Origin of the sequence: Microcoleus sp. FACHB-SPT15, from assembly GCF_014849525.1 — a bacterium.
GTDB lineage: Bacteria > Cyanobacteriota > Cyanobacteriia > Cyanobacteriales > Coleofasciculaceae > Symplocastrum > Symplocastrum torsivum.
On record NZ_JACJNU010000067.1, the window covers coordinates 59,792 to 76,762 of the forward strand.

Sequence of the window (16,971 nt, forward strand, 5' to 3'; positions counted from 1 at the left end):
CGTAGTTTCCACAAATTCAACCGAGGTGGTGTACTGCAATTGGTGTTGAGTCGCTTAGAATCAGCATTTTAATTGACCCAATGCTTAGCTCTCCCTACAGCTTTGAGCCAGATTCGGAAATTCTCTTGTGCTTGGGTTGCATTGGCACTTGGCTCAAAAACATGGTCAACTTGACGGCTGGCGGTGAGGGTGGCGTAGTCCTGCCAAAATCCTACGGCTAAGCCTGCGGCAAAGGCGGCTCCTTGTGCGGAGGCATCGAGTACCTGTGGACGTTCTACAGGGATACCTAAAACATCCGCTTGGAACTGCATTAAGAAGTTATTCTGACAAGCTCCTCCATCGACCTTTAATCGGGCAATTTCGGTATTTGAGTCTTGATTGATGGCTTGTACAACTTCCTTAACTTGATAAGCGATCGCCTCTAAAACTGAGCGCACCATATGTTCGCGCTGTACTCCGCCAGTTATGCCAAAAAATGCCCCTCTTGTACTCATATCCCAATGGGGCGCACCTAAGCCACTTAATGCCGGAACAAAATAAACGCCACCGTTATCGGCGACTCGTGTTGCCATCGGTTCGGTATCTGCGGCGGCTGTAATAAGTTTGATGCCATCTCGCAACCACTGAATGCAGGCTCCAGCCGTGAACATACTACCCTCTAGGGCATAACCAACTTTGTGATGGGATGAGGAATCGGTTTGTGTCCAGGCAATTGTTGAGAGTAGTTGATTTTGCGATCGCTTTAATTGTTCACCCGTATGAGCAATCAAAAAGCAGCCAGTGCCATAGGTACATTTTAATAAGCCAGGGCGATCGCATCCGTGGGCAAACAGTGATGATTGTTGATCACCTAAAATTGCTGTAATCGGCACTGAATACCCTAATAACTCTGGCTTGGTATGACCAAATAAGCCTAGACTTGGCTGAATACTTGGCATGAAATGCGCCGGAATGCCAAAAAGGTCTAATAGTTTGCCATCCCACTGCTGTTTTCTTAGATTTAACAACATCGTGCGGCTAGCATTGCTAGGTTCTGTTGCGTGAACCTCTCCCCCTGTTAAGTTCCAGAGAATCCAGGTATCAATGGTACCTGCCAAAACATTATCTAGGTCGATGGGAGGGTCTTGTTGTTGAATATGCTCTAATATCCACGCCAACTTAGTTGCAGAGAAGTAGGCATCCAGTACTAAGCCTGTGCGATCGCTTATTTTGGCGGCATAACCCTGTTCCCTCAACTGATTGCATAAGGGAGCAGTGCGGCGGTCTTGCCAAACAATAGCATTATGTAGAGGTCGCCCTGTATCTTTGTCCCATAGCAAACAGGTTTCTCGCTGCACACTCATTCCAATTGCAGCAATCTCCGATGCCTTTACCCCGGCTTTCTCCAACGTAGTCTGCATTACCCACAAGGTATCTTGCCAAATCTCTCTAGGGTCATGCTCTAACCAACCGGGTTGAGGATAGTACTGCGTAAGTTCTTTATAAGCTTGACTAACAATTGCCCCGCCATTGTCAAACAAAATTGCTCGGTTGCCAGTAGTACCAAGGTCTAGGGCGAGAACATACGCAGAAGCATCAGCAGTCATGGCTAAGGAAAAGCAATTGTTAGTTCTTATACCATTCTGCTGTATGTTGAGACTTGCAGAAACCTGGTAAGGGACTCGCGTCAAAATAATATCCCACATAGAGAGGCTTCATCTATGGATATTATTCTTTAGCGATTGGTACTTTATTTAAGCGCGAGTTCCTAAGTAGGTAGAAATAAATAATACCAAACTGCTTCATTTGTTGTTTGCTCAATTATTTCCACGCGATCGCCTACCAATCCATATCCCAGTTCCCTGCCCGTTGCGGAAGGATTATCACGGAGATTAATTCTTGAATCAGGGTCATTGGCGATTAAGATAGCTTCATCGGAGGCTGAAGAGGTTGAACTGGCTGTCTCTACCGTCGATTGTCCTACTTCATTTGAGCTGAGATTACTGCCCTCTCCCTTGTGACACGCTACGGACTTATCACTGTAGACAATGCAAGCCGAACTGGACTGGTCTGTGAGCGGATTAAAGCCATCTTCCCAGCTCACCTTCTGAAATCCCTTATCTACCATTGAGTCGGCTACATTTTCGCTGTCTTTAGCTGTCGCCAAGACAATTGTTTCTGGCTTGAGAGAGTCTGATTTGATGTACTGGCAGCTATTCCATACAGCTAGACTGGCACCGTTCGCCGGAAAATAGCGATCACCTTGACATAGTTCATCACTCCAGTTCGTCGCCTCATGAGCAGCTACACTCTCTGCCTGTGGATCGGGAGATGAACTGGCAACATCAAGGTAAGTAGGTTCCCCTACATTTCCACCAACGGCTTTGGCAAATTCAATCGCTCTGTCACGGTTGGTAAAGCTCGCTAACTGTACAGATTCAACCTTAGAATCTTTCCGCACGGTGCTTGTAGCATCTGCACAAAAATTGCGGCGGATGGTTTGTAAATCCCCACGGTCAATGAAGACAGGATACCAGGTATCGTTACGCCCCGTAGGCTTATCTCCACAGGTCGCTTTAGGGGTAAAAGAAGCTTGAGATGTCGAGGTTGTCGGATTTTTAGATTGAGCCGTGCATCCAGCGATCAGAGCTATGCTACCTAGAATGATTACCAACTTCCTCATGCTACATCCTTTGATACTCGATTGTTGCTGGCTTCAGTATCAAGGGGTGAGGTAGCCGCGATCGACGTAGGAATTACGGAAAAATTTTTAAGACCTCAAGTTTTTTTCCGTGAATAGACGGAGACAAAACCTCCCGGAAATCTTTCCAGAAGGTTGGTGGTTTTTGATTTTTCGCCACCCCCCAACCTTATAGGTCAAAAAATCTTGACCTAGAAGCTTATGGTGCGATCGCGCCTCACCTGTTCCTGTCGCCACGAAACTGGGAACTTTAAGGTGTGACTCCATAGTGAAGGTGTATGCCTGTTTACTTCTACGACACTAAAGAGAACCCCTACGGCTGTTTCACAAATTTTTCGAGGCACGGATTTGAACTTGATGGAGACTGGTGGCGTACTAGCGAGCATTACTTCCAAGCCCAAAAATTCGCTGGCACCCCTCACGCCGAAGAAATCCGTAAGCTACCCACCCCCAGAGAGGCTTTCGATCTGGCTCACAAGCTCAAGCACTTGGTACGCGCCGACTGGTCACACATTAGGGACGATGTAATGAGAAAAGCGGTACAGCGTAAGTTTGAGTTCAATGGTGATATCCAAGCCGTGCTGCTCTCGACTGGCGATGCCCTGCTTGTAGAGGATTCTCCTACTGATTCTTATTGGGGTTGTGGAGCGGATCGCAAGGGGAAGAATATGTTGGGGCAAATCCTAATGGAAGTCCGGGAGAAGTTTCGGACTTTGCCGACCTCTACGATTGTTAACCGCGATCGAACTCACAATAAACCTGATGTTCACAAAAGTCTCCAACAACGTGTTAGAGAACGCATTGAAAAAAGAGAACCTTTAGATTTTGGCAGTGCTGAACCCTAGGGATTAGTGACCTTTTTTTGAGTTCAAAATTCAAAATTCAATAGGTTGCGTTGGGGTTCTCCAAGGGGATACCCTTTGGACAAACAGTGTCGAGATACCTGCTAGTCAGACAAAAAATATATATCTCGACATTGATTGCTACGACCAATGAGATGAAAGCAAGCAAGAACGCCACTTGACAGCGACCCCAGCACCTGATGAGTAACTGAAGCACAGTTCTGCACAATGGATTGGCAATAAAGCTTGCCTTTTACCCGACTTAAAGGCGAGAGCGCGGGATTTATAGCCCCTCAAACTCCCCAATAGTTAAAATCAAGGTGCGATGCAGCGCAATTATGAGCTAAGGCGATAAAAGCAGGAGCAAACCTTAGAGATTGCCTCTAAAACTAAGGAAGCGGCTGCCCATGCTATCGCTTCTACGAAATCATTATTATGGAATTGTGCAGCGTCTTGCTCACTATAGTTTATTGACCTAGCTGAAGTTGCACTCTTACCCGTTCATTGTCTAGTTCTCCCGCACGGAACGTTGCTGGACTAGTTGAACCATTTAGAGTATCCCCAACAACAACGTCAACTTGTTCGTCTATTCCCAACTCTTCGCCAATTGAAAGGCTTGATTCAGATCGAGTGAGTCTACCAACACTAGTTGCAGAATTTTGCTGAGTGACTTGTGGTGTTCCATCATCAAAGAAATTTTGGAAGTCAGAGATTGTACGACTCTCAATCTGGAGAGATTCACCAGACAGAGTGACTGAATTATCGTTTGCGCGAGATGGGGTAGCTGTCTGGGCAAGGGTAACTGGTGCGAAGCCAACAACTACTGCTCCGACTCCTAAGACAACAAGCGATCTGCGTAGCATTAACTTTACTCCCTGGTTTTATTTTGTTTTAAACTTTTACTTCAAGCTTTCTCTTTACTTATAGTGTGTTGATATTTATGAGAATTTTACCTCTATCGCTAGATATAGCAATAGTTTTTATGAAGCACGTTACAAAGCTACTGAATAAGGCAAGAAGCATTTTTATCTATACAAGATATTAGCTACCCATTCTGTAACTAATCGAACCCTTCTTTATCTCATCGAGAGAAATCTCAACGCTAGTGTGATACACATTACACTTTTTTGGTAATCATGGATTTTGTATCAATCGCGATTATTTTATCTATTTTTAAGAAAAACGTATTCTATATCTTGCCGTCTTAAAGAACCCGAAGAAAAGCGATCGCTTATAGCGGTTTCCTCTTCGAGATGAGGTAAAGCGGAAGGTCTGTGAAACCGAAAGTCAGCAAGGAAAACAAAAAAGCTGATAGCTGATAGCTGACTGCTAATTGCTCTATTGCTCTGGGTTAAAGCTAAAGGGGGGAAAAGTCTGTTGAATCCCAGAAGGTAAGCCCACTGACACAATAAATTTCTCATCCCACGTACCAACGACACTGGTAAAGAAGTAGGAATCACGCTGTCCAGCATCCAATACTTGTTCTACCAAAACGCCTGTCTGGTCACTGACTCGTAACTGCAAACCTAGAGGTAGACTCGTACCAGGCGTGGCCCCCAATATTAGTAACAATGTCCATTCAGGAATTGGATTTGATAGCACAGACCAGGTAACGGCATACAGCCGTAATGGCATTCCCCCTAACCGCAAGTCACGATAAGCACCACGCGCTTCCACAGGAATTTCTACGCCTGTTTGCTCCAGTCGTGTCACGATCGCTTCAAATTCTTCCACAGGCGATCGCACCGGGGCATTGGCAGCAAAGGTTGGCAGTAGTACCCAAGAGAGTTCCTGTGCAAACTCATCCAACTCGTTCCACAACCAGCGCCCTACATTCACCGCAGGTTGTGTTAAAAGCTGTAGGATGTCTGCAAGATGCTGGCGAGATTGAGTCAATAAACTGGGTGAGTTTGGCGTGGAACGCTCCTGTCGTTGTACTTGATACACCCAATCGAGTAACTCTGGACTAGTGAGGACAACCGCTCCTTGTTCCCAAGTCAAAATTGAAGAGAGTTGACGTTCTGATGAGTGTAATTGAGATAAGAGTGTTTCTAGTTCCGAGCGAATTGAGGATAAGGCAGGAATGCGATCTCGTTGAGGTAGAGGCACTGCTATCGGTTCCAATCCAGATAGATTTAACAACAAACGATCTGGCTCACTGTCAAACCAGGTTAAAGGTAGCTGATAAGTCCAATCGTCCTCAGCTTCTAAATTGACCTGTCTTAGTCGATTTGTTAACTGTGCATGAGAGAGGAAACTCTGAACTGTAACCGTTGAAAATTCTTCTTCAACCTCCACCAACACGTAAAAATGAGGGACAAATTCTGGCAAGTCTACAACGGCTCTGGGTAACATGACTTCTTCATCACTCAGGCTACCAGTCGCAATTAAGCAAATGTTGAACCCATTAACCTTCAGGTTACATACGGCTTCAATGGCATTGGCAAGAGAGGGTTGTAAGACTGAGCATTGCTCCCGATCGATCGTTACATCAGCCGATCTTCCCTCCAGCCATTCCTCGAAACCAAATAGAGCTAAGGCGTTGAGATACGTTTGCCACTGTCGTTCTTCATTAGGAATATTTAAGCTCAGTGCGACAGATTGGTCTACAACCTCTGGTGAGAGGTTAACTGATTCTGTAGCTAAGGGTTCAAAGTCGAGCCAAATTTGGGCGGTACGATCTAAGGAATAATTCATAGTTAGTTTCTCCTAGAATCAAGATAGCGGCAGAGTCTTTGGGCAAAAAGACTGCTGGGTAGGGTTTGTTTTCTTGCGGTTGTTGCTGTACTGGCTTCCGTTAGTGCCTCTTGGATTACGGTGTCAATTTGTTCACTGAGTACCTCTTCGAGCTGTTGATTGAGTGTCTGAAGGCGTTCTGGGGTTGTGTAGACTTTGGCTTGCTCAAAAATGCGATCGCGTAATTGCAAGAGCAATCGCTGTCGGATATCTGCACGAAGAGACTTCAGCTTGAGCAAGCGGCTGACTTGAAACTGCGCTTGCAAATTCACTAGGGGCGCAATTTCACTCATCGACAATTCCTGACAGTGGAACAACTGCAATGCCGCCAGAAATTTTTCTGCTTTATCGGGATCTTTACGTTTTAACTTCCTAACTTGGTCGTCCGTTACCTGCGCTACAGCTTGGTCTAAACATTCCACGAGTTGTTGGCGATAGAAGCTTAAAAATTCTGTTTGCTCGTCAGTATCCTGGTTATCCCCCTCAAGAGCTGGAAGACGCTCACTCAACGTGTTGGTGTCATTCACTTTGGCATCCAGAGATTCAGTTGGCAGAGAGCCACCCCGGACGTAAATTCGGTACTCCCGCAGACGAGAACCAATTTCTTGTAATTGTGTCATCAGGATTTCGGGAGCAAGCATCTCGTGAGTTTGGTTGAATAAGCGTTGTGCCATTTGCTGGAGTTGTTCGGTCGTCGGTGGTAGGCACTGTCCCTGGGTTCCTGTCTGACGTGCAAGCAAGCGTTGAGCGCGATAAACAGCGTGATAGTTTTCTAGAAGTCGTGTCGCCTGCTGGACTTCAACAGGCGTTAAACCGTGAAACTGCGTGAAAATCCGTTGCAACTGCTTGGGGCGGGTATCGTTGAGGATTGCCCAGTCACTGACCAGGTAAACCCCGTGTTCCAGCAAGAAAGCATTCAGCTCTTTGTGGTGTTTTACTCGCCGCGTTGCCCAAGTCGCTAGGCTGCTCTGCTCTGGATCGAAGCTTTGTAAAATATTGCTCATTAGCGATTGATAGGGAGTCGCAACTGAGCGAGTTGGGTTCCGCTGTTGTCTTATCCCGTCATCATCTAAGACAAAAGGTAGTAAATCATTGCAGGTGAAGCCATGTTCAGCGCCAAACTGCGCTTCCAATTTCAGGCAAACTCGCTCGATTTGATGAGAAATAAAGCACTGTAAACAACGTTGAGCCAAAAAACCTTGCTGTTCTTCTTGACGGGATGTTGCTTGAAGGCTTCCTTGGTTAGCCTGTTTCATCCAGTGCAGGAGTTGACGCTGGATGAGGGTATCCGGCACATCGCTTTGAGCCATGAATTCCGGAAAGGATGCCAAGAAAAACTCTTGTGCTTCAGGAATTTCCTTAATTCTGCGTTTTCCTGTAGCGTCAATTCTCACAAGTCTCCAGTATCTTAATGCAGCACCCATAGCGATTTTGACAGGGGAAGAAATCATCGAATGTTACAGCTGAGGCAATTTACTGTTTATCTATGAAGTGTCGCAGAAATCCTGATAACCGAGTCGCCTGATGGATGATTGGCTGCAAGCCGTGGTGCTGGACTATGTTCTCTAGAGCGATTAACGGTTCTACTAACGAAAGGGAAGCTATAGCCTCTGTCACCGCCATATCGTTTTAATTTATCCCCCCAAGGTTGTTCACCTCCCTAATCGAGATTTCAGTCAGTGGCATCAGAGCCTGTCAGCATTAATTAACTCTCGTCAAATTCAGCTTATGCAGTTTCGCTTAATTTCTGTAGGAGAACTCTGACCCTTGTAGGTTAACGAGACAGCTAGGGAATTCGTACTACTGGCTCTAGAGATTACAAATCTAGATTAGAGAGCTAGAAAAAATTCTTCATCTGTTAAAAGGCATGAATTCTTTAATATGGTGCATAACTACTCGGCTCGTAGAGAGATAAGTCCCTAAGACCATCTGTTTGGAGGTAGAAACGATGAAACGTCTTGTCTCTAGCATCTTCCTAACTGGTTGTTTGTGGGCAATAGCAAATCTTTCGGATTCCCGGCATCAACCACAAGGCGCAACCTCTAGCCATCCGCTTCACCTGGCATTAAATCTGATGCGCTAAGCGATAGAGGTTACTTAGGCAATACTGAAGTGGTAACAAAGAGCCACAATTGTTAATGTAATGCCTATTCCCAAGGTGTCACAAAACGGTATACCCTCAAGGTTGATCGTTGATCGAGAAGAGAACTATGACACCCCTACAAATTGCCGTCATTATTGGGCTTGTAATTGTTGTGCTTAAGTTTGCCGCTTCGATGTTCGGCTATGGCAACATCCCCATCCTGAATAACTTAGTGACAGTTATTCTCAGTATCTTTGTAACCTTTGAAATTGTTAAGCTTGTGCAAGCGTTTGCGATCGCTTTTGGCTAACTGTCTGGGGATTGGGGGCTGGGGACTGGGAAATAATCTAAGGCTGTCTCTTGTAATGATTTAGACACCCATAGTACCGCAATGGAAGTTCTCAGATTTCTTAGAGATTTGGGAAGCTCACGCTTACTCGAAGAGAAGCGTAAGTAGTTCACGGAAGGATAGTTTGTCGTAAAGGCAACTCAATTGCAAACTCAGTGCCGTGTCCCTCTGTTGATGTAACGTTGAGCTTACCTTTGTGAGATTGCACGACAATTTGGTAGCTAATCGTTAAACCCAATCCAGTACCAGAACCAATCGGCTTAGTTGTAAAAAAAGGGTCAAAAATCCGAGAGCGTATCGGCTCAATCATCCCACATCCATTATCTGAAATCTGAATGAGGAGGTGAGGGGTTAAGGGTGAGAGCTGATGAGTATTTTTATGACTTGCCACGTCCTGAAGGCGAGTGCGAATTTTAATAAATACTGGGGGATAGTCTTTTTCCTGCCAACTTCTATCTCCCGTTTCCTTAATCCTAATTCTCTTCTCCTCTAAAGCATCGATCGCATTGCTCAGGATATTCATAAATACCTGATTCATCTGACCAGCGTAGCACTGTACCATTGGCAAGTCGCCATACTCCTTAATCACCTTAATTCCACAGTGACTAACAGTTTCTGAGAGGCGGCTTTGCAAAAGCATTAAGGTACTGTCTATCCCCTCATGGATATTGACTTCTTTCATTTGAGCCTGGTCAAAACGAGAGAAGTTCTTTAAGGAGTGAACGATTTCGCTGATACGTTCTGCCCCAACTTGCATTGAGTCAAGTAATTTTGGAAAATCTTCCATCAAGAAATCCAACTCAATTGCTTCTGTTTGATTCTGGATCGTGGCTGGTGGTGATGAATAATGCTCTTGATAAAGTTGCAGCAGTTCAAACAAGTCGCTCATATAAGCTCTGGCATAAGTAAGATTGCCGTAAATGAAGCTAACTGGATTGTTAATTTCATGAGCAACACCAGCAACAAGTTGACCAAGCGAAGACATCTTTTCAGTATGAACAAGCTGAGTTTGAGTTTGTTGCAGTTCGCGTAAGGTTTTTTTGAGTTGAAAGGCTTTTTTCTTGAGTTGGACTTCTGATTGCTGCAATTGCTCTAATGCTTGGCTCAATTCTGCTGTTCGTTCTTCGACTCGAATTTCTAAGTCTAACTTGGCTTGTTCCAAGGCTTGAGCTGCTAATTTTCGATCAGTGATATCCATCACCGTTCCAAAACATCGAATCACTTCACCCTTGTGATCAAGATTCGGTTCCCCTTTGGTGGAAATATGCCGAATTGAACCATCAGGAATTTGGATTCGGCAATCAAACTCATAAGGTTTGCCTTGATAAATGGCTTCGGAAATTATTTCCCTATAAACCTTTGCATCTTCGGGATGAATTCGTTTGAGATAGTCAGTGTACTTAAGATATCTATGCCCGATTTCACTTGGCTCCCAACCAAAGATGCGGAAGAGTTCATCGGAACCCGTAATCGTATAAGTGGCTAAATCTAGTTCCCAGTTACCAACATGAGCCAGCTTTTGGGCTTCAGCAAGGGAGGCTTGACGCTGAGAAAGTGTAAGGAAGGACTTTTTCAACTGAAGTGCCATCTGATTAAATGCTTTGGCAAGAACACCCAGTTCATCAGAACGCTCAACTGATACAACTTGGTTCCATTCTCCTCTAGAAAGAGCAGTAGCCGCAGCCGTTAGATGTAATATTGGTTGAGTAATCCAGCGATAGGTCAGAATTCCAAATAACGTAGCGATTGCTAAAGCAGCTAAACACAAGAGAATAGTAGAGCGGGTATTCACATCAATGTGTTCTTGAAAGTCTGCTTCAGGCACGACTACGACAATTAGCCAATCTGGAAGCAGTAAAGTGTCAGTTTCAGGGCTATTTCCTTCACGTAGGGGCGTTATCTGTAAAAATTGTCGGCGGTTATTGATATTAAAGGTAAGCTGTTGGCTACTGTTAATTTGGGTGAAGTTACCAAAGTATTTAGTTAAATAGTCTGCTGTTGAACGAGTTAAAGAATCGCGGCTTTCTAAAGCTTTAATCCGAGTAGCGTTACCATCTGTGACAACAAATGGTTTCTCAGCCGTAGAACTTGCAACTAACATACCAGAGCGTTCAATGATGAATGTTTGCCCTGTTTGACCAATTTTTAAGCTCTGTAAAAATTCACTAATTTTGGAAAGATTTGAACCCGCATCCAAAACTCCTTTAAGCGCTCCAGTTTGCTCGTAGATGGGTCGAACGGCATCAGTATGGAGTTCTTGAGTAGAAAACCCTAAATAAACATCTGTCCAAATAGGACTTGCGGCTTTTACAGCTACCTGATAAAAAGGGCGAAATCGAGGGTCGTAGTTTGGTTCACTTTGTAAAAGCTGGGTTCGTTTCCCCTGGCTGGAGAGCCTATAGGTGTGGCGCGATGGGCTAGTTGTATTATCTTTAACCTTGACAATAAATTGACCATCTTTCTGGCGCAAAACCTCAATATAATCTCCGTTTGTATTACCTAAGGCAATGTGTTCCAGTGACTTGAAGGTATGGAGTTGATGCCAGAAGTAGCGCTCTAGGGTAGGAATATTTTGTACATCTAATAAACCCAAATTAATTGCATCAGCATTAAGCTGATTGACAACATGAGGAACCTTGAGATAAACATTGAGGTATTGTTCAAGGCGCTCGGTGATTTCGCTATGTAACTGAGTTGTCACGCTCTGAACTGCCTTTTGCCCGTTGCGTAGGGATAGCCAGCCTGTAAACCCAACTACCACAAAGATTTGAAGCACGAACGGCACCACAAGCAAGATACGCAGCGGTATTTTCTCAGAAACCTTTGAAACCTGATTGGTTAAATATTTCAGGAGCATTACGGAGTTAGAACACCAGTGTTGAGTGTGGTTGCTAAGGGATATGAGTTTAGAAGTTGACTGAGCCAAGCGAGATGGCTTACTACAGTATTCCCGTATTCCTAACTGCACCAGGTTTTTTCTGAGGGGATTTCTACTAATTGACGGGACAAGAGGTTAGGGGACGATTGAACAACGTCTAGACTTGCTTGGCGTTGGTAGGGCCGGCTCACTAGTGCAAGAAGGCAGGAGGCAGGAGGCACAAGGCTTTTATGAATATTGCTTGTAAGGTAAGCCTTTTAACCTTTTTCAACTGAATAGTTATTTCCGCCATACTGTACTAGTGAGTGATTATGCTCCCCCTTGTGTAGACAGGCGCAAGCATTCAGCCAAGGTTAAAGTAGCGTCATGCAAGTTCCTTTGCTCTACAGCCGTTCTGAATTAATGACAGTGGCTAATCTCAGGAAGGGTGGATTCTAATTCTTTTTAGGGCAAGCTTTGTTGCCTAAGAAAGATAATTTACCACCAGAAACTTTAGAAGTTTATTTAGGTTTCGATACTCAATGAGCTATTTACAAGTCAAACCTTAAAATCCACAATAGGATGAGCCATCTTCGCCCGGTCTGAGTTGTGGCAACTCTGCTACAGTTTCAAGCATTTGCCATACGCTTAAAGAAACTCAAAATAGTCAGGCGTTAATCTGCATAAAGAACAAAGTATTGTTTGGAAGGGATAATTCCCACGAGCGCAAGAGTTTTTGATTTAGATCCAGAGTTTAGTCCTATGTCTCAGCCCACCATAGAATCAATCCTTCAAGAAAAGCGTATATTCCCGCCGACTGCTGAATTTTCACAAAAGGCTCAGATCAAGAGTCTGGAAGAGTATCAGCAACTCTATGAAAAAGCGAAAGCTGATCCACAGAAGTTTTGGGCAGATTTGGCCGAAACAGAGTTGGACTGGTTCCAGAAGTGGGATACAGTACTCGATTGGCAACCCCCGTTTGCGAAGTGGTTCGTCGGTGGCAAGATTAATATTTCTTACAACTGCCTTGATAGACATCTAACTACCTGGCGTCGCAATAAGGCAGCATTAATTTGGGAAGGGGAACCGGGAGACTCGCGGACTCTGACTTATGCTCAGTTGCATCGGGAAGTCTGCCAGTTTGCCAATGTTTTAAAGCAGTTAGGTGTGCAAAAAGGCGATCGCGTTGGTATCTATATGCCGATGATTCCCGAAGCCGCGATCGCAATGCTGGCTTGTGCAAGAATTGGGGCGGCTCATACAGTTGTCTTTGGCGGCTTCAGTGCTGAAGCCTTAAAAGATCGAATGGTCGATGCTCAAGTGAAAGTCGTTGTCACGGCTGATGGGGGGTGGCGCAAAGATGCGATCGTTGCTCTCAAAGACCAAGTTGATAAAGCCTTAGCCAATAACGGCGCACCAAGTGTTGAAAACGTCCTCGTGGTTCAGCGCACCAAGCAAGACGTTCACATGGAAGCGGGACGCGACCACTGGTGGCATGAATTACAACTCAAAGCCTCTGCCGATTGCCCTGCTGAACCAATGGACAGTGAAGATATGCTGTTCATTCTCTACACCAGTGGCACCACGGGTAAACCCAAAGGCGTTGTCCACACCACAGCAGGTTACAACCTCTATACCCACATGACCCTGAAATGGGCATTTGACATCCAGGATACTGATGTCTACTGGTGTACAGCCGATGTAGGTTGGATTACAGGTCACAGCTACATCGTCTATGGCCCGCTTTCCAATGGGGCAACGACGCTAATGTATGAAGGTGCGCCCCGTGCTTCTAATCCTGGCGCTTTTTGGGATGTGATTGAAAAACACGGTGTCAACATCTTCTATACTGCCCCTACTGCGATTCGCGCTTTTATGAAAATGGGTGAACAGCACCCTCAAGCGCGAAATTTGTCGTCCTTAAGATTGCTAGGAACTGTGGGTGAGCCAATTAATCCTAGAGCTTGGATGTGGTATCAGCAGTATATCGGGGGCGACAAGTGTCCAATTGTTGATACCTGGTGGCAGACGGAAACGGGTGGATTTATGATTACGCCACTGCCGGGAGCAATTCCAACAAAACCAGGTTCTGCTACGTTGCCTTTCCCTGGAATTTTGGCAGATATTGTCGATTTAGAAGGCAACTCGCTTGGAGCAAATGAAGGTGGCTACCTAATCATTCAGCATCCTTGGCCTGGGATGATGCGAACCGTTTATGGCGATCCAGACCGCTTCCGTCGCACCTATTGGGAACATATTCCCCCGAAAGATGGAAAATATGTCTATTTTGCAGGAGATGGTGCGCGTCGAGATGAAGATGGGTACTTCTGGGTCATGGGTCGAGTTGATGATGTGATTAATGTCTCTGGTCACAGACTCGGCACGATGGAAATTGAGTCAGCACTGGTATCTCATCCTGCTGTTGCTGAAGCTGCTGTAGTTGGTAAGCCGGATGACTTGAAAGGGGAAGAGGTCTTCGCATTTGTCACCCTAGAAGGCAACCAAAGCCCTAGTGAGGAGTTACAGAAAGAACTGAAGAAGCACGTCGTTCAGGAAATTGGGGCACTCGCACGTCCTGGTGAAATCCGCTTTACCGATGCTTTGCCCAAGACGCGATCGGGGAAAATTATGCGGCGGTTACTCAGGTCACTGGCGGCAGGTCAGGAAGTCGCTGGTGATACCTCCACTCTCGAAGATCTGGGTGTTCTCGATAAGTTGCGGGAAGGAGCCTAATCACTATTGGGCTAACACATTTTTCTCTATCAACATAATCAGTGAACTTCGTCTTAAACCCGCTTAGGCGGGTTTTGTTTCATAGGAGAAGAATTAATTTTAAGAAAGATGAAGGAATATTTTGCTAAACTATACATCCCTTCTACAACAAACTCTAGCCGATAGTAGTATGAGGCTTCTCAAACTGTTCAGCTAGACTGGATTCAATCAAGTCCTACTCAGTATAAATGCTTAAATGAGGCTAGATGCGCTCAATGAAAGAGCCTAAAATCATAACGATGAATAATTTTTTTGAATCAACAACCTCAGCCAAACCCGTTTCTAACCGCTGGTCTTAACTACCAAACAATAGCCTGAACCGCTTTTATCAACGGACATTGAGGAAAGATAGCATATGTCAATCGAAAAACTTCAGCCTGCCGACAAGGGTGCCGTCGGTGTTTATATGCCTTACTACCAGGGTGCTAAGCGAAATATGCTCCCCCTGGCAATTAGCCTCTACCAACAGGGTTCCTTGGAAGGTCAGCGCCGAATTGAAGGCAGTGACAGTATTCCCTTTGTTGCTACTTGGTTTGTATCAAAACTTCCTGCGGAGTTAACCCGTTGCCGATTACAGTTTGATGGAAATGCGGAACTCAGTTACGAAGTGACGATGCCAAATTCTGAGTTTATGAATTACTTAATCGACGTAATCATGAATTTCAGGCGATCGCGTTTAACGGATTTTTCCCAAGCCTTCTACCGAAAGCTGTTACGCATCGACGAGTAAGCACAAGTTGAAATAATAGGAGTGAAAAAAGGGGTGGCAAAATCCGCGAAGTATTTGCAAATCGGGTCAACAGAAGCTTACAGCGGTAAGTCAGCAACGATTTTAGGAGTTGCCTATCAACTGCAAGAAAAAGGGTTGGATATCGCTTACGGTAAACCGTTGGGAACCCGTCTGAGTACCAATCCCTCTGAGGCGATGGAAGAAGATATTCGGTTTATGAGCCAAACCCTTAACTTGCCGGAAAGACGGGTGCGATCGCCTTTGCTGTCTCTGGATGATGAAACGATTCAAAAGCGACTGCGGGGAGAGGATTCAACGAATTATCGCCAATCGCTCTTGCAATATCTCCAACAACCCGATGGCGATTTAATGTTGCTAGAAGGACCAGGAACTCTCTGTGAAGGAAGCCTGTTTAACTTATCGTTACTAGAAGTCGCTCAAGCGGCTGATGCGGCTGTCCTACTCGTCACCCGTTTTCACTCGGTGTTACTCGTGGAAACGCTGCTGTCGGCAAAACAACTTCTCGGTGATCATTTACTGGGAGTTTTGATTAACGATATTCCCGCTGAACAACTATCCATAGCAGAATCGACAGTGCGACCTTTTCTGGAACAGCAAGGAATTCCAGTATTGGCAATGATGCCGAGAAGTGATTTGTTGCGGAGTGTCAGCGTTCGGGAACTCGTGCGTCAGTTGAATGCTGAAGTGCTTTGCCGTTCGGATCGGCTGGACTTGATGGTAGAAACCTTGAAAATTGGTGCGATGAATGTAAATTCAGCACTGAAGTATTTCCGCAAGGGAAGAAACATGGCAGTGGTGACAGGAGGCGATCGCGCAGACATTCAGATGGCAGCGCTAGAAACCTCAACTCATTGCCTCATCCTTACAGGACAATTGCCACCGCAACCCTTTATCCTTAGTCGTGCTGAAGAATTGGAAATCCCGGTTCTCTCAGTTGACTTGGACACCCTGACGACAGTGGAAATTGTTGATGATGCCTTTGGACAAGTGCGCCTAAATGAAGCGATTAAGGTGCAGTGTATTCGGCAGTTGATGGATCGGCATTTCGACATTGATCGGTTGATGAGTCAACTTGGTTTAGAACCCGCTGTGCCAGCACATTAACATTAATTGTTGGTTATTAGTTGTTGGTTGTTTGTATTTTAGAGACAGAGTTTTATTTTCTAAAGTTTTAAGCTTGTTCTCAAATACCAAACAGCCAACACGCGAAGAATTAGGCTAATCCTAATAAAGATGCGATCTGCGCTACTCAACTAAGATAAGAATGCGATCGCGACAAACGCCCAAACTCTGGTTTGACATAACATAGGCAAGAGAGCGATCGAGGTATCCTCCTATGCCCCTGACTGTCAAAGACCTAGAACAACTGCAAGCGAAGCTCACTGAAGACCATCTCGACTACCAACTGGAACTGGTAGATGGGAAGATTATCGTCATGGGACCATCGGATATTGTTTCTAGTGAAATTGGGGTTCAGTTCAGCAGATTCCTCGCAAACTGGGTCACACCACGCCGGCTGGGACGGGTATTTGAATCCAGTGGTGGGTTTATCCTACCCGATTCCAATCTTCGCGCTCCAGACGTTTCCTTTGTCAGCGCCGAACGCCTCAAACGCAGCAAGCGGTATTTTGCTGAAATGGTTCCAGACTTAACAGTAGAAATTAAATCCCAAAGTGATCGTATCAAACCTCTTCGAGAGAAAATCCAGTCATTCATAGAACTGGGTGCAAGAGTAGGGATATTAATTGACCCAGATAAGCAGACTGTCACTATCTACCGTTCAACAACTGAGCCAGTCGTGCTGACGGATGCAGATATCCTCACAATTCCAGAACTATTTCCTGGCTGGGAAGTTCCTATTTCTGAACTATGGCCTGTTGAGTTCGAGTAACTTTTATTCT

General features: G+C 45.2%; 14 protein-coding genes. 7 read left to right on the plus strand and 7 right to left on the minus strand.

What is annotated here, in order from left to right; translation table 11 throughout:
- Window positions 1–68: 68 nt before the first annotated feature.
- Together glpK and H6F98_RS29595 are read right to left on the minus strand one after the other, a co-directional pair.
- On the minus strand, window positions 69–1,586 hold the full coding sequence (glpK, locus tag H6F98_RS29590; protein ID WP_192222342.1) for a glycerol kinase GlpK: 1,518 nt from the start codon (window positions 1,584–1,586) through the stop codon (window positions 69–71).
- 161 nt (window positions 1,587–1,747) lie between these two features.
- A complete protein-coding gene (locus H6F98_RS29595; protein ID WP_192222319.1) occupies window positions 1,748–2,662 on the minus strand; it encodes an SH3 domain-containing protein in 915 nt (304 codons plus the stop codon).
- A gap of 296 nt (window positions 2,663–2,958) precedes the next feature.
- On the opposite strand from H6F98_RS29595, the gene H6F98_RS29600 reads away from it, so the two are divergent.
- Window positions 2,959–3,525, plus strand: coding sequence for an NADAR family protein (locus H6F98_RS29600; protein WP_192222320.1), 567 nt, complete (start codon window positions 2,959–2,961; stop codon window positions 3,523–3,525).
- 464 nt (window positions 3,526–3,989) lie between these two features.
- Here H6F98_RS29600 and H6F98_RS29605 read toward each other — a convergent pair whose 3' ends face one another.
- From H6F98_RS29605 to H6F98_RS29620, 4 genes are all read right to left on the minus strand, one after another.
- The gene (locus H6F98_RS29605; RefSeq protein WP_192222321.1) at window positions 3,990–4,385 is read right to left on the minus strand and encodes a hypothetical protein; all 396 of its coding nucleotides are present in this window, start codon (window positions 4,383–4,385) and stop codon (window positions 3,990–3,992) included.
- Window positions 4,386–4,860: 475 nt separating this feature from the next.
- Window positions 4,861–6,219, minus strand: coding sequence for a DUF1822 family protein (locus H6F98_RS29610; RefSeq protein WP_192222322.1), 1,359 nt, complete (start codon window positions 6,217–6,219; stop codon window positions 4,861–4,863).
- 2 nt (window positions 6,220–6,221) lie between these two features.
- The gene (locus H6F98_RS29615) at window positions 6,222–7,709 is read right to left on the minus strand and encodes a hypothetical protein (protein ID WP_242058761.1); all 1,488 of its coding nucleotides are present in this window, start codon (window positions 7,707–7,709) and stop codon (window positions 6,222–6,224) included.
- Between the two features lie 22 nt (window positions 7,710–7,731).
- Window positions 7,732–7,881, minus strand: coding sequence for a hypothetical protein (locus H6F98_RS29620; RefSeq protein WP_192222323.1), 150 nt, complete (start codon window positions 7,879–7,881; stop codon window positions 7,732–7,734).
- A 325-nt stretch (window positions 7,882–8,206) separates the two neighbouring features.
- Between H6F98_RS29620 and H6F98_RS34265 the strand changes: the two genes are divergently transcribed.
- Entirely contained in the window at window positions 8,207–8,341 is a 135-nt protein-coding gene (locus tag H6F98_RS34265; protein ID WP_277927624.1) for a hypothetical protein, read from the plus strand.
- Between the two features lie 127 nt (window positions 8,342–8,468).
- Complete coding sequence (locus H6F98_RS29625) at window positions 8,469–8,651, plus strand: hypothetical protein (RefSeq protein ID WP_192222324.1); 183 nt, start codon at window positions 8,469–8,471, stop codon at window positions 8,649–8,651.
- Window positions 8,652–8,799: 148 nt separating this feature from the next.
- Here the strand turns inward: H6F98_RS29625 and H6F98_RS29630 are convergent, their stop codons facing one another.
- Window positions 8,800–11,547 carry an ATP-binding protein gene (locus H6F98_RS29630; protein ID WP_192222325.1) on the minus strand — a complete coding sequence of 916 codons (2,748 nt, stop codon included), beginning with the start codon at window positions 11,545–11,547 and terminating at the stop codon, window positions 8,800–8,802.
- Between the two features lie 762 nt (window positions 11,548–12,309).
- On the opposite strand from H6F98_RS29630, the gene acs reads away from it, so the two are divergent.
- From acs to H6F98_RS29650, 4 genes are all read left to right on the plus strand, one after another.
- Window positions 12,310–14,280: an acetate--CoA ligase gene (acs, locus tag H6F98_RS29635; RefSeq protein WP_192222326.1), complete on the plus strand. Its 1,971-nt coding sequence runs from the start codon at window positions 12,310–12,312 to the stop codon at window positions 14,278–14,280.
- Between the two features lie 394 nt (window positions 14,281–14,674).
- Window positions 14,675–15,049: a type IV pilus biogenesis protein EbsA gene (gene ebsA, locus H6F98_RS29640; RefSeq protein WP_192222327.1), complete on the plus strand. Its 375-nt coding sequence runs from the start codon at window positions 14,675–14,677 to the stop codon at window positions 15,047–15,049.
- 33 nt (window positions 15,050–15,082) lie between these two features.
- Window positions 15,083–16,174, plus strand: coding sequence for a DRTGG domain-containing protein (locus tag H6F98_RS29645; RefSeq protein ID WP_192222328.1), 1,092 nt, complete (start codon window positions 15,083–15,085; stop codon window positions 16,172–16,174).
- Window positions 16,175–16,406: 232 nt separating this feature from the next.
- Window positions 16,407–16,961, plus strand: coding sequence for a Uma2 family endonuclease (locus tag H6F98_RS29650; protein ID WP_192222329.1), 555 nt, complete (start codon window positions 16,407–16,409; stop codon window positions 16,959–16,961).
- Window positions 16,962–16,971 lie beyond the last annotated feature (10 nt).